Here is an 18,547-nt window from a genome sequence, read left to right as displayed (position 1 = left end):
CGCGGCGCCGGGGTATGGCGATGGGCGCGGCGCGGTGGGCTGTCGAGACTGAGCCTGCCGCCACGCCGTGGCGGCGCCGACATCCACGAGGAGCCGATCATGAAGAAGAAGTCCATTTCGCTGCTTTCCCTGCTGCTGGCCGCGCTGCTCGCGGGGCCCGGCCTCGCCGCCGTCGAGCAGGTCGACATCAACAGCGCCGATGCCGCCACCCTCGACCGCGTGCTCAACGGCATCGGCCCGGCGAAGGCCGAGGCGATCGTCGCCCACCGCAACCAGCACGGTGCCTTCCGCAGCATCGAGGAACTCGCCGAGGTCAAGGGCATCGGCCTGGCGACCATCGAGCAGAACCGCGACCGCATCATCGTCGGCGATTCGGGCGCCGGCCCGGCGCCGGCGGAACCGGTCCCCGCGGCGGCGCCGGCGACGATGCCGGCGCGGCAGTGAATGAGCCGCGCCCTGCCGGCCCGCGCCGAATCCGCGCGGGCCGGCCGGATCTGCCACGTGCGCCTGCTGACCCTGTACCGCCGGCCCGTGTTCGACGATGCCGACGCGGCCGGCGTGGTTTCCGCGGTGCACGGGCTGCGCTGGCCCTGGCGGCATGCCGGGGTGGTCGCCTGGCGGCTGCAGCCGGACCAGTGGCAGGCGGTGCTGGAACTCGACGGCAGCGAGCCCCTCGCCGCGGTCGTCGGCCGCTTCAAGGCCGTCACCTCGCGCGCGATCGATGCCCGCCACCGGATCAACGGCTGGCTCTGGGGTCGGGGATTCCGGGCGCGCGACCTCGGCGCCGGCGAGGACGTCGCGGCCGAGGTCCAGCGTCTTCGCGGAACCTGGGGACCGGGGAACGCGTGAGGGCCCGCGCCCTGCGGGCGCGAGGGCCAGTGCCGCCCCCACCGGCTTGCGCGTGCGAAGCGCGCGGGCCCTCACGCGTTCCCCGTTCCACGCTTCCGGCTTCCCGCAGTAGGCTAGTGCCATTCCCGCCCCCGGCCCGCCGATGCGCCTTCGCCACCTGCCTGCCAACGAGTACCGACGCGAGCGCTGGCGCAACGAACGTGGCTGGACGCGGGAGATCCTGCGCTGGCCGGAGGCCGCGGCCGACTGGACGTGGCGGGTGTCGATCGCCGAGATCGACCACGACGCGCCGTTCTCGGCATTCCCAGGCGTCGACCGCGAACTGGTGCTGCTGCACGGGGAGGGCATGCACCTGCATTTCGACGACGGCGAGTCGGTGACGCTGCAGCCGCCGCACGACCGCATCCGCTTCGCCGGCGAGCGGCCGCTGCGGGCCGAACTCGTCGCCGGGCCGACCCACGACTTCAACCTGATGTGGAAACGTGGCGCGGTCGCGGCGACGCTGCTGCACCGGCCGCTGGTCGGGCCGATGGTGTTCTTCGCCGAGCCGGGCGTGACCTGGCTCGCGCACGTGATGCAGGGCCAGGCGGCCGTGAAGGACCTCGCCCGCCCGCTGCATCTCGCACAGCACGACAGCCTGCTCCTGCTGCCGGATCCGGAGGGGCCGTCGCGGCTGATCCTCGACGGCGGTGGCGAGCTGCTGCTGGCCCGCCTGCACGCGGCCGACGGCTAGAATCGTTAATCCCGTACCCCCGCCGCGATGACCCCTTCGAGCGTCGACGCTTCGTCCCCCGCCGTGCCCGCGGCGACGCGCCGTCTGCCGGGCTGGCTGGGTTGGCTGCTGCTGGTCGTCGCGCTCGCCGCGGTCGTCACCGGCATCGGCATGCGCGATCCCTCGCCGCCGGACGAGCCGCGCTTCGTGCTCGCCGCGCGCACGATGATCGAGACCGGCCAGTGGCTGGTGCCGCACCGCGGCAGCGAGATCTATGCCGAGAAGCCGCCGCCGTTCATGTGGGCGCTGGCGCTGTCGTACGGCGTGGTGCGCGACTGGCGCGTGGCCTTCCTGCTGCCGTCGGTGCTCGCCGCGCTGGCGACGCTGTGGCTGGTCTTCGACCTCGGCCGGCGCCTGTGGTCGCCGCGCGTCGGGGTGTACGCCGCGGCGGCACTGTTCGCCTGCCTGCAGTTCGGACTGCAGGCCAAGCGCGCGCAGATCGACATGGTGCTGGTGGCGTTGACGACGCTGGCGATGTGGGGCCTGCTGCGCCACCTGTTGCGCGGCCCGGCCTGGGGCGCGCTGGCGGTGGCGGGTTTCGCCGCCGGGCTCGGCACCGTGACGAAAGGTGTCGGCTTCCTGCCGCTGCTGGTGCTGCTGCCCTGGCTGGCGACCTCGCGCTTCGCCTCGCCGAGGGTCACGGCGGCCGCACCCGTGAGCCGATGGCGCTGGGGCCTGCTGGCGCTGGGCTTCCTCGCCGGCGCCGCGGTATGGCTCGGCCCGCTGGCGGTCGCGCTGCTGGCCTCGAACGATCCGGCGCTGCCGGATTACGCCCGCCACCTGCTGTTCCGGCAGACGGCCGTGCGCTATGCCGACTCCTGGCATCACGTGAAGCCGGCCTGGTACTACCTCGAGGTGATCGCGACGATGTGGCTGCCGCTGGCCCTGCTGCTGCCGTGGCTGATCGTCGGCTGGTGGCAGCGACTGCGTGGACGCGAGCGCGCGCTGTGGCTACTGCTCGGCTGGGTCGTGCTGGTGCTGCTGTTCTTCAGCGCCAGTCCCGGCAAGCGCGGCGTCTACCTCTTTCCGGCGCTGCCGGCGCTGTGCCTGGCGGCGGCGCCGCTGCTGCCGGCGCTGCTCGAACGCCGCGGGGTGCAGCGCGTGCTGGCCGCCTGGATCCTGCTGCTGTCGCTGCTGCTGGGCGGCCTGGGCGCCGCCGGTCTGGCCGGCGCCGTTCCGCGCCTGCCGGAGATCGTCGCCGAACGTGCCCTCGATCCGGCCACCGTGGCGTCGCTGCTGGGCTGGCTGCTGGCGATGGGCGCGGGCGGGTTGCTGCTCGGCATCGTCGCGCTCGCCCGGCGCCGCCATGCCGGCCCGGCCACGCTCGCGTTCTCGGCGGTGCTGTGGTTCGGCATGGGCCTCGGCATCGGGCCGGCGCTCGATGCCAGCGGCTCGGCACGTGGCCTGATGAGCGCGGTCGGCGCCCGCATCGGCAGCGACGCCGAACTCGGCCTGGTCGCCTGGCGCGAGCAGCAGCTGTTGCAGGCGGACCGTGCCGCCGTCGATTTCGGCTTCCGTCGCCCGTGGCACGAACAGTGGCGCGAGGCGCAGTCCTGGGTCGCCGGCGATCCCGGTCGGCGCTGGATCTTCGTGCTCGACGAGGCGATGAGCCCCTGCGCCGACGCCGCACAGGCGATCCCGATCGGTCGCGCGAACCGCCGCGACTGGCTGCTGCTGCCCGGCACCGCACTGCGTACCGGCTGCGTGACGCCGCCGCTCGCCGACGAGACCGGCGAGGCCGGTGATCCGGATGGGGACGACGCATGAACGCGACACCGCAACTTTCGATCGTCGTGCCGGTGTTCGACGAGGAAGGCAACATCGCCGCGCTGGTGCAGGAGATCGTCGCCGCGCTGCGCGGGCGGCTCGTGTTCGAGATCGTGATCGTCGACGACGCCTCGCGCGACGGCACCGCGGCGATCCTCGCGGCGCTGAAGGCGCAGGTGCCCGAACTGCGACCGCTGCGCCACGCCCGCAACGCCGGGCAGAGCGCGGCGATCCACACCGGCGTGCGCGCGGCCAGGGCCGCGTGGATCGCGACCCTGGACGGCGACGGCCAGAACGATCCGGCCGACCTGCCGGGCCTGCTCGCCGCGCGCGATGCCGCCGCCCCCGACGTGAAGCTGTTCGCCGGCTGGCGCGTGCAGCGCCGCGACACCGCGAGCAAGCGCTGGGCGTCGAAGCTGGCCAACGGCATCCGCCGCCGCATGCTGCGCGACGACACGCCGGACACCGGCTGCGGCATCAAGCTGTTCGAGCGCGCGGTGTTCCTGGCGCTGCCGCGCTTCGACCACATGCACCGCTACCTGCCGGCGCTGTTCCAGCGCGAAGGCTGGAAGACCGTCAGCGTGCCGGTGAACCATCGTCCGCGCGGCGCCGGCGTGTCCAAGTACGGCAACCTGCAGCGGGCCTGGGTCGGGCTGGCCGACCTGCGCGGCGTCGCCTGGCTGATCCGCCGCAACCGCCGCGCCGACGTCGAGGAGATCTGAGCATGGACGTGATGAACACCCCTATCGCCTGGCTCGAATGGACCGGCGTGCACATGTCGCCGTGGAAGCTGATCGGCCTGACCGGGGCGCTGATGTTCGGCCTGCGCTGGGTCGTGCAGTTCCTCGCCTCGCGGCGGGCGCGGCGGCCGGTGATCCCGCGCGCGTTCTGGTACATGAGCCTGGCCGGCAGCGCGATGACCCTCAGCTATTTCGTGTTCTCGCACAAGCAGGACGCGGTCGGCATCGTGCAGAACCTGTTCCCGACCTTCACCGCCGCCTACAGCCTGTGGCTGGACGTCCGCCACCGCGGCTGGCACGGCGACCGCGCCCCCCTGTAGGAGCGCCTTCAGGCGCGATGCGCTTCCTCTTCTGATCTTCCCTCGGCGGGTCGAAGTGCCGATCGCGGCTGAAGCCGCTCCTACAGGGGGGAGGGATGGCGGTCGCGCGGGGATTTGAGTTTCGTCAAGGCCCGGTCCGCGGCCCGTCGCTAGCATGCGGCCCTCATCTTCCGGAGCCGCATTCCCATGCCCCAGGTCCTGTTCGAAGAAGGCGCCCACCGGGTCGTCGTGTTCAACGACCTCGTCCGCGGCGACGACGGCGTGCAGGCGAACCAGTTCCTGATCCAGCACGGCGACCAGTCGGCCCTGCTCGATCCGGGCGGTGCCCTGCTGTACACGCCGCTGACGCTGGCGATCAGCCGCTACATGCAGCCGAAGGACCTGACCTGGATCCTCGCTTCGCACCAGGACCCGGACATCATCGGTGCCGTCGACCGCTGGCTGATGTACACCCAGGCCACCGTCGTGTGTTCGAAGCTCTGGGGCCGCTTCGTGCCGCACAGCGTGCCGCACTATCAGAAGAACGCCGGCGCCGACCGCTACCGCCTGCTCGAGGACCAGGGCGGCACCGTGCCGATGGGCGACAGCGAACTCTGGGCGCTGCCGGCGCATTTCCTGCACTCGGTCGGCAACTTCAGCTTCTTCGACCCGGTCAGCCGGATCCTGTTCTCCGGCGACGTCGGTTCGTCGCTGGTCGCCAGCGGCGTCGCCTACCGGCCGGTCGAGGACTTCGAGGCGCATACGCGCACCATGGCCGGTTTCCACCGCCGCTACATGGCCTCGCGCCGGGTCGCGGCGCTGTGGGTCGCGATGGTGCGCGAGCTGGATCCGCTGTGGATCGTGCCGCAGCACGGCCTGCCGCTGCATGGCGCGGCGATCCCGGCCTTCCTGTCGTGGCTGGAGAACCTCGAGTGCGGCGTCGACCTGCTCGGCGCCGGCGACTACCGGCTGCCGCGCGGCGGCCTGCGCTGATCGCGCTGGAACCGGCCCCGCTGGAGCCGGGGCGCGGCCGCGCTCAACGGTCGTCGCGCGTCCACACGGCGCCGTCGGCGACCCGTACCGGGAACTTGCGCACCGGCGCGTAGGCGGGCGCGCACAGCGCCTCGCCGCTGCGCAGGTCGAAGCGGGCGCCGTGCAGCGTGCATTCGATCTGGTCGCCGTCGAGCGGGCCGGCGCTGAGTTCGAAATCCTCGTGCGTGCAGCGGTCCTCGAGCGCATGCAGCTCCCCGTCGAGGTTCACGACCATGATCGGGGTGTCGCCGTCCCAGGTGACCTGGATCTCGCCCGGCAGCAGCTCCGACGTCGCGCAGACGCGCACCCAGCCCAGCGGGAATTCGTCGTCGGCGCTCATGCGGTGACCTCCGTGCGCAGCGGTTTCTCGAGCACCTCGAAGCGCAGGTCGTCGCGCTTCGGCAGCCCGAAGCGGGCGTCGCCGTAGGGGAAGGGCTTGAACACGCCGGTACGGCGGTAGCCGCGGCGCTCGTAGAAGGCGATGAGTTCGTCGCGGATGTCGATCACCGTCATCCGCATCGTCGCCTGGCCGAAGTCGTCGCGGGCGATGCGCTCGGCTTCGGCGAGCACCGCCTTGCCGATGCCGCCGCCCTGGCGGCCGGGCGCGACCGCGAACATGCCGAAATAGCCGGCCTCGTCCTCGACCGCGACATGCGCGCAGGCGATCAGCGCGCCGCCGGCTTCCGCGAGCAGGATCAGGCTCCGCGGGCGCGCGAGCTGCGTCCGGATGTCGTCGGCGCCGGTGCGGCGGCCGTCGAGGAAATCGGCTTCGGTGGTCCAGCCGGCGCGGCTGGCCTCGCCGCGGTAGGCGGATTCGACGAGGGCGACGACCGCTTCGACATCGGCGGCGCCGGCGGCGCGGAACTGCAGCGGAATCGTGGTTTCGGACATCGGCGGCGGCAGGGTCAGGCGAGCAGTTTGCGGCAGCGGCCGATCGCCGCCGCGAAGTGGTCGATCTCGGCGTGGGTATTCCAGAACGCCAGCGAGGCGCGGCAGGTCGCCGGCACGCCGAGGTGGGCCATCAACGGATGCGCGCAATGGTGGCCGGCGCGCACCGCGACGCCCTCCAGGTCCAGCAGGGTCGCCAGGTCGTGCGCATGTGCGCCTTCGACCAGGAAACTGATCACCGCCGCCTTGCCGGGTGCGTTGCCGAAGACGCGCAGGCCGGGGATCTCGGCCAGGCGCGCGTTCGCGTGCGCCAGCAGCGCCTGCTCGCGCGCCTCGATGTGGCCCATGCCGATCTCGTACAGGTAGTCGACGGCGGCGCCGAGGCCGACCACGCCGGCGATGTTCGGCGTGCCCGCCTCGAACTTGTGCGGCGGGTCGTTGAACACGGTCTGCTCGAAACGCACCTCGCGGATCATCTCGCCGCCGCCGAGGAACGGCGGCATCGCCTTCAGGTGCTCGCGCCGGCCCCAGAGCGCGCCGGTGCCGGTCGGGCCGAGCATCTTGTGGCCGGTGAAGGCGTAGAAATCGCAGCCGATCGCGGCGATGTCGACCGGCCGGTGCGGCAGCGCCTGCGAGCCGTCGACGACGGTGATCACCCCGCACCGGCGCGCCTCGCGGCAGATCTCGGCGACGGGATTGACGGTGCCGAGCACGTTCGAGACGTGCGTGACCGCCAGCAGCTTCACGTCCGGCGTCAGCTTGCGGCGCAGGTCGTCGAGGTCGAGTGCGCCTTCCGGCGTCAGTTCGACCACGCGGATCCGCGCACCGTTGCGCTGCGCGACCAGCTGCCACGGCACGATGTTGGCGTGGTGCTCCATGCGCGTCAGCAGGATCGTGTCGCCTTCCTGCAGTCGCGGCAGCGCCCAGCTGTACGCGACCAGGTTCAGCGCGAAGGTCGTGCCCGGCGTCAGCACCAGCTCGTCGGCGCCGACGTTGACGAACGCCGCGAGCTTGCGCCGCGCGCCTTCGTAGGCGTCGGTGGCCTCGGCGCCGAGCGCATGCATCGCCCGCGACACGTTGGCGTTGTGCTCGCGGTAGAAGGCGTCCACCGCGCGGATCACCGGCAGCGGCTTCTGCGAGGTGTTGGCGCTGTCGAGGTAGACCAGCGGCTTGCCGTGCACTTCCCGGGTCAGCACCGGGAAGTCGGCGCGGATGCGCAGCCAGTCGGGATGGATCGCGACGGCGTTCATGCGGTCTCCGTGCCGAGCCGGCGGCCCAGGCGGGCGTCGAGCAGGGCGATGTGTTCGGGTACCGGCAGCACCCGCAGCGGCGCGCGCAGGAAGGCCTGCTGCAGCAGCCGCTGCGCGGCGACGCGGTCGAGGCCGCGGCTGCGCAGGTAGAACAGCGCGGTCTCGTCGAGGCGACCGACGGTGGCGCCGTGCGCCGCCTTCACCTCGTCGGCGTGGATCACCAGCACCGGCTGGGTGTCGATCTCGGCGTCTTCCGACAGCAGCAGGTTGCGGCTCTCGAGCGCGGCATCGCTGCCGTCGGCGCCCTCGCGGATGGTGATGCCGCCGTGGAAGGCGATGCGCGCGCGGTCGTCGGCGAGGCCGTGCCAGGGCAGTTCGCAGCGGGTGTCGCGGGCCTGGTGTTCGACGTTCAGGCGGGTGTCGACGTGGCGGCGGCCGTCGCCGACCAGCACGCCGCCGGCGATCACCGCGGCGCCGGCCCCCTGCAGGTCGACATTGAGTTCGTGCCGAGACAGCGCCGCGCCGAGTTCGAGATCGAGCCGGCGGTACTCGGCGCCGGCGGCGAGCACGGCATCGCTGCGGGCGATCTGGGTCGCGCCGGCATCGTCGTCCTGCAGGCGCGCATGCACCAGCGCGGCGTCGCGGGCCAGGTGCACGTGGCAGACGTGGTTGTGCAGGTGGCGGTGCGCGCCTTCGCCGAGGTGGTGTTCGACGACGGTGGCACGGGCGCCGGCCCGCAGTTCGATCAGGTGGCGCAGGTGGGCCGCGACGTCGCCCTCGGCCGGGGTGGCGACGAAGACCAGGTGCAGCGGCGCCTCGGCGACGGCACCCTCGGCGAGCCTCAGCAGCACGCCCTCGGTGGCGAGCGCCGCATTGAAACGCGCGAACACTTCGTCGGCGTGGTTGAAGCGGCGGCCGAGTACGGCGACCGCGCGCGGGTCGTCGCCGGCGAGTGCGGCCGACAGCGGCCGCAGCTCGACACCCGCCGGCAGCCCGGCGAGGTCGGAAAGTCCGGGGGCGTGCACGCCGTTGACGAAGACCAGGCGCGGCGCCGGGATCGCGGCGATGCGGGCGGCGTCGACCGCTGCAGGCTGCGCCGGCGGCGGCACGAAGGTGCGTGCGGAAAGCGCCCGCAGCGAGGTGTACTTCCAGCGCTCGGTGCGCGCACCCGGCAGGCCGTCGGCGAGCGCGGCGGCGAGCGCGGCGCGACGCGCCTCGCCGAGGCCCTGCGCCGCGACCAGCGCCGGCGGCAACGCCGCGAACTGCGCCTGCAGGGCGTCGAGCAGGGCGCTCACGGCGTCGCCTTCGCTTCCGGCGCCACGCGATCCTTCACCCAGGCGTAGCCGTGTTCCTCGAGCTGCAGCGCCAGTTCCGGGCCGCCGCTCTCGACGATGCGGCCGTCGGCGAGCACGTGCACCACGTCCGGCCGTATGTAGTCGAGCAGGCGCTGGTAGTGGGTGATCACCAGGAAGGCGCGCTCCGGCGAGCGCATCAGGTTGACGCCGTCGGCGACCGCCTTCAGCGCGTCGATGTCGAGGCCGGAGTCGGTCTCGTCGAGGATCGCCAGCTTCGGCTCGAGCAGGGCGAGCTGGAAGATCTCGTTGCGCTTCTTCTCGCCGCCGCTGAAGCCTTCATTCACCGCGCGGTGCAGCAGCTCGTCCTTCAGCGACAGCACCGCCAGCTTCTCGCGCACCTTCTTCAGGAACTGCATCGAGTCGAGTTCGGACTCGCCGCGCGCCTTGCGCTGCGCGTTCAGCGCCGCGCGCAGGAAGTAGGTGTTGTTCACGCCCGGGATCTCGACCGGGTACTGGAAGGCGAGGAAGACGCCGGCGGCGGCGCGCTCCTCCGGCTCCAGCGCCAGCAGGTCGACGCCGTCGAGCTTCACCGAACCCCGCGTCACTTCGTAGCCGTCGCGGCCGGCGATGATGTTGCCGAGCGTCGACTTGCCGGCGCCGTTCGGCCCCATGATCGCGTGCACTTCGCCGGCGGCGACCTCGAGCGTGAGGCCCTTGAGGATTTCCTTGCCGCCGATGCCGGCGTGCAGGTTTTCGATCTTCAGCATTGGACAGCCTTTCAGGTGCAGGGGCGTTCGTAAGCGAACCGGTGGGCGGTGGCGGTGGGCATCAGCTGCACGCGCCTTCCCAGGCGAGCAGCCGGGTGCCGCCGTCGGCATCGCGGACCTCGTAGCACTGCACGTAGTCGGAGCCTTCGAAGGCGGGCAGGGCGGGGCAGTCGCGGGCGGTGGCGTCACCGAAGGTCGACGGCACTTCCGACGGCGCCACGGCGATGTTGCCGGCGGGGTCGGTGCGGAAATCGCGCAGGCCGGCGCCGTCGTGGTTGGCGCGGAACACCAGCGCATCGCCGGCGATCGTGCGGATCTCCGCGCTGTAGGGCTTGCCCCAGCGGCGCAGTTCGCGGCCCTCGGCATCGAACTCGACCACGAAGTCGGGCAGCAGGAACGGATCGTCCAGCGGCATGCGCTCGACCACCGCGATCGGGGTCATGCCGCAGGGATCCTCGGCCCACTGCACGACCCGCGCATCCTCGCCTTCGTCGCTGCGGGCGGAAAACCAGAACTGGAAGCTGTTGCGGCCATCGGCGACCGGGGCGCCGTCGATCCGCGGCGTCGCGGCAGCGAGAACGGCAGCCTGGGCCTCGGCCACCAGCGCGGCTTCGGCGTCGGAGACGGGCGGGGCGGCATCGTCGGCCGCGGTCGCGGCGATCGCCTCGCGCGCGGTGTCCTGCGCATCGGCCCCGGCGGCGGGCGCCTGCGGCGATTCCGGCGCGCACGCGGCGACGGCGAGGGCGGTGGCGAATGCGGCGGCGAGCCGCGCGGAACGGTAGGTGGTGCGTGACATCAGCCGACGGCTCCTTCCAGGGACACTTCCAGCAGTTTCTTGGCCTCGACCGCGAATTCCATCGGCAGCTCGCGGAACACCTGCCGGCAGAAGCCGTCGACGATCATCGACACCGCGTCCTCCTCGCTGATGCCGCGGCTGCGGCAGTAGAAGAGCTGGTCGTCGCTGATCTTCGACGTCGTCGCCTCGTGCTCGACGGTCGCGCTCGGGTTCTTCACTTCGACGTAGGGGAAGGTGTGCGCGCCGCAGCGCTTGCCGATCAGCAGGCTGTCGCACTGGGTGTGGTTGCGGGCGCCGGCGGCGGTCTTCTCCATCTTCACCAGGCCGCGGTAGGTGTTCTGGCCACGACCGGCGCTGATGCCCTTGCTGACGATCTTCGATTTCGTGCGCTTGCCGAGGTGGATCATCTTGGTGCCGGTGTCGGCCTGCTGGCGATGGTGCGTGAGCGCCACCGAGTGGAACTCGCCGACCGAATCGTCGCCGCGCAGCACGCAGCTCGGGTATTTCCAGGTGATCGCGCTGCCGGTCTCGACCTGGGTCCAGCTGATCTTGCTGCGGGCGCCGCGGCATTCGCCGCGCTTGGTCACGAAGTTGTAGATGCCGCCGACGCCGTTCTCGTCACCGGGATACCAGTTCTGCACGGTGCTGTATTTGATCTCGGCATCGTCGAGCGCGACCAGCTCGACCACCGCCGCGTGCAGCTGGTTCTCGTCGCGCTGCGGCGCGGTGCAGCCTTCGAGATAGGACACGTGGCTGCCTTCCTCGGCGATGATCAGGGTGCGCTCGAACTGGCCGGTATCGCGGGCATTGATGCGGAAATAGGTGCTCAGTTCCATCGGGCAGCGCACGCCCTTCGGGATGAACACGAACGAGCCGTCGGAGAACACCGCGGAATTGAGCGCGGCGAAGTAGTTGTCGCCGACCGGCACCACCGAGCCCAGGTACTTGCGCACCAGCTCCGGATACTCGCGTACGGCTTCCGAGATCGAGCAGAAGATCACGCCCTTCTCGGCGAGTTCCTTGCGGAAGGTGGTGCCGACCGAGACCGAGTCGAACACCGCGTCGACGGCGACGCCGGCGAGCTTCGCGCGCTCGTGCAGCGGCACGCCGAGCTTCTCGTAGGTGTCGAGCAGCTCCTGCGGCACTTCGTCGAGCGACTTGTACTTCGGCCCCTTCGGCGCGGCGTAGTAGCTGACCGCCTGGAAGTCGATCGGGGCGATGTCGAGTTTGGCCCAGGCCGGCGGCGTCATCGTCAGCCAGTGGCGGTAGGCCTTCAGCCGCCACTCGGTGAGCCATTCCGGCTCTTCCTTCTTCGCCGAGATGAAGCGCACGACGTCCTCGTCCAGGCCCGGCGGCAGGGACTCGGAGGCGATGTCGGTGACGAAGCCGGCGCTGTATTTGCGGCCGAGCTGTTCCTGGATTTCCTGGTTGCGGGTGTTCATGCGGTTTCCTTCGCCGGCGCCAGGGTCAGCGGGATCGCCCGCGACGGATCCGGCGGCAGCAGCTGCGCCAGCGTCACCGCGCCGAGCGCGTCGGCGATGACTTCGTTGATGCGCCGCCAGTGCGGCAGCAGGTCGCAATGCGGCTCGTGTTCGCAGGACGAGTGGTCGCCGGCGCAGTCGGTCATGCCGAGCGGGCCCTCGATCGCCTCGACGATCGCCAGCAGGCTCACCTGCATCGGCGGGCGGGCGAGCCGGTAACCGCCGGCGGCGCCGCGGAAGCTCTCGACCAGGCCGGCGTGCACCAGCGGTTTCAGCACCTTGGCGACGGTGGTCGCCTCCAGCCGCGCACGCTCCGCCAGGCCCGCCGCCGACAGCATCGGCTCGGAGGCGCGGGCCAGGGTGGCCAGCACCAGGGTGGCGTAGTCGGTCAGGCGGGTGACGCGCAGCATCGTGGGGTCCTGCCAATCAGGACCGAAATTGTACGGTTTGAGCCGCGGCGGCTCAACCGGCGCTCAGGCCACGTCGACGCCGATCAGGCCGCCGATCAGGAACACCGTGCCGCCGGCGGCCGCGCCGATGCCGAGCATGCGCAGGCCGCCGCGCCAGGGGTTGCGGCCGGTGAACAGGCTCATCGCGGCACCGGTCGCGAACAGCCCCAAGGCGGCCAGGGCGGTGCCGGTGATCGCCGCGCCCGGCAGCTGCGCGCCGAAGAAGAAGGGCGCCAGCGGCACCAGCGCACCGACCGTGAAAGACAGGAACGAAAACGCCGCGGCGCCCACCGGCGAGCCGAGATCGTCCGGGTTGAGTCCGAGTTCCTCGCGTGCCAGCACGTCCAGGGCCTGCCTGGGATCGCGCACCAGCCGGCTCGCGAACTCGCGCGCTTCCGCCGGGGGCATGCCGCGGGCGATGTAGATCAGGGCCAGTTCCTCGGCCTCGGCCTCCGGGTATTTCTTCAGTTCGTCGGCTTCCAGCCCGATCTGGTACTCGAACAGTTCGCGCTGCGAGCGCACCGACACGTATTCGCCGGCGGCCATCGACAGCGCACCGGCGAGCAGACCGGCAATGCCCGTCGCCAGCACGGTGGCGGTGGAGGCGCTGGCGCCGACCACGCCGAGCACCAGGCTCGCGTTCGAGACCAGGCCGTCGTTGACGCCGAAGATGGCGGCACGCAGGTTGCCGCCGCCGACCCCACGGTGACCGGCGCCGACCTGCGACGGATCGGTCGGCATCAGGTGGCCGGCGAGGGCGGTGGTGTAGGTGGAAAGCCCGCGCACCTTCATCGCCGCGAGCGCCGGCCGCATCCGCCGCGGTCCGAGCCGTCGCGCCAGCGCCGCGACCAGGCGGGCGCGCGCATCGGGGGCGAAGGCGGGGAGGGTCTGGCCGGCGTCGTGTGCCAGCCCCGCCCAGATTTCCGCCTGGGCGTCGGCGGCGGCGGCGAGATCGCGGAACAGCGCGGCGATGCGGGAATCGGCCTCGGCTCGGGCGAGGGCGCGGTAGAGCCAGGCCGAACGCTTCTCCTCGCGCCAGCTAGCTGCCGGATCCATGCGCGCTTCCCCCGTGAATGCCGCGTCAGGATACGCGGCCGCACCGGGCTGCGCACGGCGGCGCGATGCACCACAATGACGCCCCCACGTTCCGGACCGATACCGATGTCGAAGAAGATCGAAGCCCGCCGTTCCCAGATCCACGGCAATGGCGTGTTCGCCATCGCCCCGCTGAAGAAGGGCGAGCGGATCATCCGCTACCGCGGCGCCCTGCGCACGCACGCCGACGTCGATGCCGAGTACGGCGCGATCCCCGAAGACGGCCACACCTTCCTGTTCACCCTCAACGACGACTACGTGATCGACGCCAACGTGCGTGGCAACGTCGCGCGCTGGATCAATCACAGCTGCAAGCCGAACTGCGAGGCCGTTTTCGAGGAATCCGCCGGCGGCGACCGCCGCCAGGACGCGATCTGGATCGAGGCGCTGCGCGACATCGCTGCCGGCGAGGAACTCACCTACAACTACGGCATCGTCCTCGAGGAGCGCTACACGCCGGCGCTCAAGCGGCTCTGGGGCTGCCGTTGCGGCGCCCGCAACTGCACCGGCACGATGCTGCAGCCGAAGCGCAAGCCGGCGGCGAAGAAGGCCGCGAAGAAGGCCGCGAAGAAGAAATCGGGCGCTCGCCGCGGCTGAGTAGGCGATCGAGCTTGGTCGACGGATCCGGCGGCCGGCCCCTCCAGCGGCCGACCCACCGCAGGAAGCCGACACCGATGATCTTCGTGACCAATGGGCCGGGCCGCATGGGTTCCGTAGGCGCCAGGATGCGGCGCCCCCCGGACGAGGCCTTCTCGATGACGCGCGCCGCCTGGCTGGCCTTCCTGCTCACCGCCGCGATGCCGGCCGCCGCGGTCGAGATCGACGGCCACCTCGCGCCGGGCGAATGGGACGGCGCCCGCCACATCACCGACTTCGTGCTGGTGCAGCCGATGACCGGCGCGCCGGCGACCTGGCGCACCGAGGCCTGGGTGCTGGCGACGCCGGAAGGCCTGGCCGTCGCCTTCCGCAACGAGCAGCCGCCCGAGGTGCCGCGCACCACCCAGCGCACCCGCCGCGATCAGGGCGGCCAGCTCGACCGCATCAACGTGATGGTCGACTTCGACGGCGACGGCCGCACCGGTTACGACCTGATGGTCACCAACGTCGGCGACGTCTCCGACGAGGTGATCACCAACGAGCGCAACTTCAGCACCGACTGGGACGGCGTGTGGCAGCACGCCGCCCGCCAGGAAGCCGATGCCTGGTACGTCGAGCTGCTGATCCCCTGGCACGTGGCGCCGATGGCTCGCCCCGAAGGCGGGGTGCGCACGATCGGTCTCTACCTCGACCGTGTCGTCGGCAGCACCGGCGAACGTTTCGGCTGGCCGGACATCAGTTTCCAGCGCCCGACCTTCCTGTCGCAGTTCGCGAAGGTCGAGGTGCCGCACTTCGAGCAGTCGTTGCTGGCGGTGACGCCCTACGTGGTCGCCAGCCAGGATTTCGTCGGCGACCGCGCCGACTTCGACGCCGGCGCCGACCTGTTCTGGAAGCCGAACGGCAGCTTCCAGCTGGCGGCGACGCTGAATCCCGATTTCGGCCAGGTCGAGAGCGACGCGCTGGTCGTGAACTTCGGCGCGGTCGAGACCTTCTTCGGCGACAAGCGGCCCTTCTTCACCGAGAACCAGGGCCTGTTCGACTTCGGCTTCGGTGTCGGCAACAGCCGCCTGCTCTATACCCGTCGCATCGGCGGCAATGCCGACGACGGCAGCGGCGCCGCCGACGTGCGCGCGGCGATCAAGCTCAACGGCAGCCTCGGCGCCACCCGCTACGGCGTGCTCGCCGCCAGCGAAGGCGACGACGCCGGCCGCGACTTCCTCGCGTTGCGCGCGACCCGCGACTTCGGCGCCCACGACCTCGGCGGCATGCTGACCCGGGTCGACCGCCCCTTCCTGGACCGCAGCGCCAGCGTCTACGCGATCGACGACCGCTGGGTGCCGGCGCCGGGCTGGAACGTGGCCTCGGCGCTCGTGTTGTCCCGCATCGAGCAGGCGGGCACCACCACCGGCGACAGCGGTTTCCAGACCCGCATCGACTGGGAGATGGGCGAAGGCCGGCGGCAGCAGCTGTATTTCCTGCACCTCGGCGATCAGCTGCAGCTCGACGACTTCGGCTACCTCGACCGCAACGACTTCAACTACCTGCGCTACGAGTTCGCGCAGCGGCGCACCGGGCTGCCGGAATCGTCGCCGTTCGCGTCGCACGAATGGCGCTGGGCGGCCTCGCAGCGGCGCAATGACCACGGCCTGCTGATCGCCAACGCGGTCGCCGTGAACCGGGTCAGCGAGCGCCGCGACGGTGGCAGCGAATTCTTCGACATCGGCGTCTGGAGCCGCGGCCACGACGACCGCATCACCCGTGGCAACGGCGTCGTGCGCGTGCCGGAGAAGGTGTTCCTGTTCTGGGAGCGGTCGCGGCCGCGGCGCGGGCACTGGTCGCTGTACGGCTGGGCGAGCGCGAACGCGGAAGGCCTCGACGGGATCTCCGGCATGGGTCTGGAACTGGGCTTCGAGCCGACGCTGCACATCAGCGACACCCTGTCCCTGCGCGGCGAGTTCGCGCTGCAGCGCATTCCCGACTGGCTGCTGTGGCGCGGCGGCAACCTGCTCGGCAGCTACGACGCCGAATTCGCCCGCATCGGCGCCAACCTGCAGTGGCGGATCGGCGACCGCCAGGAACTGCGCGTGCGCTTCGAGACCATCGCCCTCGATGCGCGCGCGGAGCAGGCCTGGCGGGTCGCTGGTGACGGCCGGCCGCTCGCCAGCAACGACCCGCTCTCCGATTTCAGCCTCGCGCAGATGGGCCTGCAGATCCGCTGGCGCTACGAGCTGGCGCCGCTGTCGGACCTCTACATCGTCTACGGCCGCGGCGGGTTCACCGAGCAGGCCGACAGCCGTTCGCTGGCGCAGCTGCTCGGCGACGCCACCGATCTGCGCGACGCCGACCAGATCCTCATCAAGCTCAGCTACCGCTTCAGCAACTGACGCACGACGGCTGAGTTCCGGGCGCGACGGAGGGCAGCCGCGTGGCCACTGGTGACGGCCTGAGGGTTGGCGTAAAGTTTCAGAAATTTCTGAAACTTCGGGATTCGTGATGGATCTGCCACCGCTCAGTCAGTCCTTCGTGCTGCACTTCGGTGAAATGGGCAGCCGCTGGGGCATCAACCGCACGGTCGGGCAGATCTACGCCCTGCTGTTCATCTCGGCGCAACCGCTGACCGCCGACGACCTGACCGAGCGCCTCGGGGTCAGCCGCTCGAACGTCAGCATGGGGCTGAAGGAGCTCACCTCCTGGCGCCTGGTCCGCCTGAGCCACCAGCCCGGCGACCGCCGCGACTTCTATTCGGCCCCCGACGACGTCTGGGCGATCTTCCGCACGCTGGCCGAGGAGCGGCAACGGCGCGAGGTCGACCCGACCCTGTCGATGCTGCGCGACGCCCTGCTGGTGACGCCGGACTCACCCGAGGAGAAGCACGCTCAGGAACGCATGCGGCAGATGCACGCGCTGATCGAACAGCTGACCGACTGGTTCGCCGAGATCCGCCGGCTGTCGCCACAGACCCTGGAGAAGCTGATGGCCCTCGGCGCGACCGCGACGAAACTGCTGGAGATGAAGGAACGCTTCCTCGGCCCGGAAGCCGCCCCCGACTACGGTGGCCGGCCATGAGCGTGCCCCTGCTGCTCGCCGCCGCCGCGGCGACCGCCGGCTCCGACCCCGCCGCCGCGGTCGATGCCGTGATGCTGGCGCGCATCCAGTTCGCGACCAACATCAGCTTCCACTACCTGTTCCCGAGCATCACGATCGCGCTCGGCTGGGTGCTGCTGTACTTCAAGCTGCGCTTCCTGCGCAGCGGCGACGAGGCCTGGCTGTCGGCCTATTTCTTCTGGGTGAAGGTGTTCGCGCTGAGCTTCGCGCTCGGCGTCGTCAGCGGCGTGGTGATGAGCTTCCAGTTCGGCACCAACTGGCCGGGCTACATGAACACCGTCGGCAACATCGCCGGGCCGCTGCTGGCCTACGAGATCATGACCGCCTTCTTCCTCGAGGCCAGCTTCCTCGGGATCATGCTGTTCGGGCGCAAGCGCGTCGGCGAGCGGGTGCACACGCTGGCGACGGTGCTGGTCGCGGCCGGCACCACCGCCTCGGCGTTCTGGATCCTGGCGCTGAACTCGTGGATGCAGACGCCGGCCGGGCACGTGATGGTCGACGGCGTCGCCCATGTCGGCGACTGGTGGCAGGTGATCTTCAATCCCTCGTTCCCGTACCGGCTCACGCACACGCTGATCGCCTCCGGTCTGACCGTCGCGTTCCTGGTCAGCGGCCTGGCGGCCTACCGCTGGCTGCGTGGCGACCGCGGCGGCGACGTGCGCGCGATGCTGCGCACCGGCGTGCTGATGGCGGCGGTGCTGGCGCCGGTGCAGGCCTTCGTCGGCGACCAGCACGGGCTGAACACGCTCGAACACCAGCCGGCGAAGATCGCGGCGATGGAAGGCATCTGGGGCGAAGGCGAGAAGGGCGCGCCGGCGCTGGTGTTCGCCTGGCCGAACGAGGCCGAGCGCCGCAACGACTACGCCATCGGCATCCCCGGCCTGGCGGCGCTGATCCTGACCCATGACCTCGAGGGCGAGCTGCAGGGCCTGGACGCGTTCGACGACCACCCGCCGGTGTTGCCGGTGTTCTGGGGCTTCCGGGTGATGGTCGGCGTCGGCCTGCTGATGATCGCCACCGGCCTGGTCGCGGCGTGGAAGCTGCGCGGCGGGCGCGAGCCGCCACGCTGGCTCGCGCGCTGGCTGGTCGGCATGACCTTCTCCGGCTGGATCGCGACGCTGGCCGGCTGGTACGTCACCGAGATCGGCCGCCAGCCCTGGCTGGTCACCGGCATCCTGCGCACGTCCGAAGCCGCCGCCGACCACCCGCCGGCGGTGATCGGGCTGAGCCTGTCGGCCTACCTGGCGCTGTACGCGGTGCTGCTGCTGGCCTATGTGTCGGTGCTGTTCCACCTGGCGCGCAAGGGCGGGGCCACGGTGGCGCCGCCGATCACCGCCGCGCGCGGCGACGCCGACGAAACCTGAG

At 71.3% G+C, this 18,547-nt stretch carries 20 protein-coding genes; 11 read left to right on the top strand and 9 right to left on the bottom strand.

Annotation, left to right across the window (positions count from 1 at the left end; translation table 11 throughout):
* Positions 1-99 precede the first annotated feature (99 nt).
* The 7 genes from K311_RS16015 to K311_RS0107740 all read left to right on the top strand — a co-directional run bounded on the left by K311_RS16015 (position 100) and on the right by K311_RS0107740 (position 5,420).
* Complete coding sequence (locus tag K311_RS16015) at positions 100-444, top strand: ComEA family DNA-binding protein (RefSeq protein ID WP_043797157.1); 345 nt, start codon at positions 100-102, stop codon at positions 442-444.
* The gene (locus K311_RS17640; protein WP_051239741.1) at positions 445-849 is read left to right on the top strand and encodes a transposase; all 405 of its coding nucleotides are present in this window, start codon (positions 445-447) and stop codon (positions 847-849) included.
* 142 nt (positions 850-991) lie between these two features.
* A complete protein-coding gene (locus K311_RS0107760; protein WP_026816831.1) occupies positions 992-1,582 on the top strand; it encodes a HutD/Ves family protein in 591 nt (196 codons plus the stop codon).
* Positions 1,583-1,609: 27 nt separating this feature from the next.
* Complete coding sequence (locus tag K311_RS0107755; RefSeq protein WP_026816830.1) at positions 1,610-3,388, top strand: glycosyltransferase family 39 protein; 1,779 nt, start codon at positions 1,610-1,612, stop codon at positions 3,386-3,388.
* Positions 3,385-4,110, top strand: a complete 726-nt coding sequence (locus K311_RS0107750) for a glycosyltransferase family 2 protein (protein ID WP_043797155.1) — start codon at positions 3,385-3,387, stop codon at positions 4,108-4,110. The genes K311_RS0107755 and K311_RS0107750 overlap by 4 nt, the downstream gene beginning before the upstream one ends.
* An 11-nt stretch (positions 4,111-4,121) precedes the next feature.
* On the top strand, positions 4,122-4,448 hold the full coding sequence (locus K311_RS0107745; protein ID WP_425476575.1) for a lipid-A-disaccharide synthase N-terminal domain-containing protein: 327 nt from the start codon (positions 4,122-4,124) through the stop codon (positions 4,446-4,448).
* A 186-nt stretch (positions 4,449-4,634) separates the two neighbouring features.
* Positions 4,635-5,420: an oxygen-binding di-iron domain-containing protein gene (locus K311_RS0107740; protein ID WP_026816828.1), complete on the top strand. Its 786-nt coding sequence runs from the start codon at positions 4,635-4,637 to the stop codon at positions 5,418-5,420.
* 43 nt (positions 5,421-5,463) lie between these two features.
* Here the strand turns inward: K311_RS0107740 and K311_RS0107735 are convergent, their stop codons facing one another.
* The 9 genes from K311_RS0107735 to K311_RS0107695 all read right to left on the bottom strand — a co-directional run bounded on the left by K311_RS0107735 (position 5,464) and on the right by K311_RS0107695 (position 13,441).
* Positions 5,464-5,799, bottom strand: coding sequence for a non-heme iron oxygenase ferredoxin subunit (locus K311_RS0107735; protein ID WP_051239739.1), 336 nt, complete (start codon positions 5,797-5,799; stop codon positions 5,464-5,466).
* Positions 5,796-6,350 carry a GNAT family N-acetyltransferase gene (locus K311_RS0107730; RefSeq protein ID WP_026816826.1) on the bottom strand — a complete coding sequence of 185 codons (555 nt, stop codon included), beginning with the start codon at positions 6,348-6,350 and terminating at the stop codon, positions 5,796-5,798. Before K311_RS0107730 ends, K311_RS0107735 begins: the two co-directional genes overlap by 4 nt.
* Before the next feature lie 14 nt (positions 6,351-6,364).
* Entirely contained in the window at positions 6,365-7,597 is a 1,233-nt protein-coding gene (locus K311_RS0107725) for a cysteine desulfurase (protein WP_026816825.1), read from the bottom strand.
* Positions 7,594-8,892, bottom strand: a complete 1,299-nt coding sequence (sufD, locus tag K311_RS0107720) for a Fe-S cluster assembly protein SufD (RefSeq protein WP_081683348.1) — start codon at positions 8,890-8,892, stop codon at positions 7,594-7,596. The genes K311_RS0107725 and sufD overlap by 4 nt, the downstream gene beginning before the upstream one ends.
* Complete coding sequence (gene sufC / locus K311_RS0107715) at positions 8,889-9,659, bottom strand: Fe-S cluster assembly ATPase SufC (protein WP_026816823.1); 771 nt, start codon at positions 9,657-9,659, stop codon at positions 8,889-8,891. The genes sufD and sufC overlap by 4 nt, the downstream gene beginning before the upstream one ends.
* A 61-nt stretch (positions 9,660-9,720) precedes the next feature.
* Positions 9,721-10,455 carry a hypothetical protein gene (locus K311_RS16005; RefSeq protein ID WP_043797153.1) on the bottom strand — a complete coding sequence of 245 codons (735 nt, stop codon included), beginning with the start codon at positions 10,453-10,455 and terminating at the stop codon, positions 9,721-9,723.
* Complete coding sequence (gene sufB / locus K311_RS0107705; protein WP_026816822.1) at positions 10,455-11,897, bottom strand: Fe-S cluster assembly protein SufB; 1,443 nt, start codon at positions 11,895-11,897, stop codon at positions 10,455-10,457. The genes K311_RS16005 and sufB overlap by 1 nt, the downstream gene beginning before the upstream one ends.
* Entirely contained in the window at positions 11,894-12,346 is a 453-nt protein-coding gene (locus tag K311_RS0107700) for an SUF system Fe-S cluster assembly regulator (protein ID WP_026816821.1), read from the bottom strand. The genes sufB and K311_RS0107700 overlap by 4 nt, the downstream gene beginning before the upstream one ends.
* A 63-nt stretch (positions 12,347-12,409) precedes the next feature.
* Positions 12,410-13,441, bottom strand: a complete 1,032-nt coding sequence (locus K311_RS0107695) for a VIT1/CCC1 transporter family protein (protein ID WP_026816820.1) — start codon at positions 13,439-13,441, stop codon at positions 12,410-12,412.
* Between the two features lie 105 nt (positions 13,442-13,546).
* Between K311_RS0107695 and K311_RS16000 the strand changes: the two genes are divergently transcribed.
* From K311_RS16000 to K311_RS15995, 4 genes are all read left to right on the top strand, one after another.
* Complete coding sequence (locus tag K311_RS16000; protein WP_051239737.1) at positions 13,547-14,077, top strand: SET domain-containing protein; 531 nt, start codon at positions 13,547-13,549, stop codon at positions 14,075-14,077.
* Positions 14,078-14,205: 128 nt separating this feature from the next.
* Positions 14,206-16,461: a DUF5916 domain-containing protein gene (locus K311_RS0107685; RefSeq protein ID WP_245570637.1), complete on the top strand. Its 2,256-nt coding sequence runs from the start codon at positions 14,206-14,208 to the stop codon at positions 16,459-16,461.
* A gap of 109 nt (positions 16,462-16,570) precedes the next feature.
* On the top strand, positions 16,571-17,143 hold the full coding sequence (locus tag K311_RS0107680; RefSeq protein ID WP_026816818.1) for a GbsR/MarR family transcriptional regulator: 573 nt from the start codon (positions 16,571-16,573) through the stop codon (positions 17,141-17,143).
* Positions 17,140-18,546 carry a cytochrome ubiquinol oxidase subunit I gene (locus K311_RS15995; protein ID WP_081683347.1) on the top strand — a complete coding sequence of 469 codons (1,407 nt, stop codon included), beginning with the start codon at positions 17,140-17,142 and terminating at the stop codon, positions 18,544-18,546. Before K311_RS0107680 ends, K311_RS15995 begins: the two co-directional genes overlap by 4 nt.
* Position 18,547 lies beyond the last annotated feature (1 nt).

It is taken from the genome of Arenimonas composti TR7-09 = DSM 18010, assembly GCF_000426365.1.
Taxonomy (GTDB): Bacteria; Pseudomonadota; Gammaproteobacteria; order Xanthomonadales; family Xanthomonadaceae; genus Arenimonas; species Arenimonas composti.
Note: the sequence above shows the minus strand (reverse complement) of the source record. Positions and strands in the feature narration are given on the sequence as shown.

Bases quoted from the DNA above. Each gene is read 5' to 3' on its own strand.
- K311_RS16015 (WP_043797157.1), top strand. From the start codon at position 100: ATGAAGAAGAAGTCCATTTCGCTGCTTTCCCTGCTGCTGGCCGCGCTG.
- K311_RS17640 (WP_051239741.1), top strand. From the start codon at position 445: ATGAGCCGCGCCCTGCCGGCCCGCGCCGAATCCGCGCGGGCCGGCCGG.
- K311_RS0107760 (WP_026816831.1), top strand. From the start codon at position 992: ATGCGCCTTCGCCACCTGCCTGCCAACGAGTACCGACGCGAGCGCTGG.
- K311_RS0107755 (WP_026816830.1), top strand. From the start codon at position 1,610: ATGACCCCTTCGAGCGTCGACGCTTCGTCCCCCGCCGTGCCCGCGGCG.
- K311_RS0107750 (WP_043797155.1), top strand. From the start codon at position 3,385: ATGAACGCGACACCGCAACTTTCGATCGTCGTGCCGGTGTTCGACGAG.
- K311_RS0107745 (WP_425476575.1), top strand. From the start codon at position 4,122: ATGAACACCCCTATCGCCTGGCTCGAATGGACCGGCGTGCACATGTCG.
- K311_RS0107740 (WP_026816828.1), top strand. From the start codon at position 4,635: ATGCCCCAGGTCCTGTTCGAAGAAGGCGCCCACCGGGTCGTCGTGTTC.
- K311_RS0107735 (WP_051239739.1), bottom strand. From the start codon at position 5,799: ATGAGCGCCGACGACGAATTCCCGCTGGGCTGGGTGCGCGTCTGCGCG.
- K311_RS0107730 (WP_026816826.1), bottom strand. From the start codon at position 6,350: ATGTCCGAAACCACGATTCCGCTGCAGTTCCGCGCCGCCGGCGCCGCC.
- K311_RS0107725 (WP_026816825.1), bottom strand. From the start codon at position 7,597: ATGAACGCCGTCGCGATCCATCCCGACTGGCTGCGCATCCGCGCCGAC.
- sufC (WP_026816823.1), bottom strand. From the start codon at position 9,659: ATGCTGAAGATCGAAAACCTGCACGCCGGCATCGGCGGCAAGGAAATC.
- K311_RS16005 (WP_043797153.1), bottom strand. From the start codon at position 10,455: ATGTCACGCACCACCTACCGTTCCGCGCGGCTCGCCGCCGCATTCGCC.
- sufB (WP_026816822.1), bottom strand. From the start codon at position 11,897: ATGAACACCCGCAACCAGGAAATCCAGGAACAGCTCGGCCGCAAATAC.
- K311_RS0107700 (WP_026816821.1), bottom strand. From the start codon at position 12,346: ATGCTGCGCGTCACCCGCCTGACCGACTACGCCACCCTGGTGCTGGCC.
- K311_RS0107695 (WP_026816820.1), bottom strand. From the start codon at position 13,441: ATGGATCCGGCAGCTAGCTGGCGCGAGGAGAAGCGTTCGGCCTGGCTC.
- K311_RS16000 (WP_051239737.1), top strand. From the start codon at position 13,547: ATGTCGAAGAAGATCGAAGCCCGCCGTTCCCAGATCCACGGCAATGGC.
- K311_RS0107685 (WP_245570637.1), top strand. From the start codon at position 14,206: ATGCGGCGCCCCCCGGACGAGGCCTTCTCGATGACGCGCGCCGCCTGG.
- K311_RS0107680 (WP_026816818.1), top strand. From the start codon at position 16,571: ATGGATCTGCCACCGCTCAGTCAGTCCTTCGTGCTGCACTTCGGTGAA.
- K311_RS15995 (WP_081683347.1), top strand. From the start codon at position 17,140: ATGAGCGTGCCCCTGCTGCTCGCCGCCGCCGCGGCGACCGCCGGCTCC.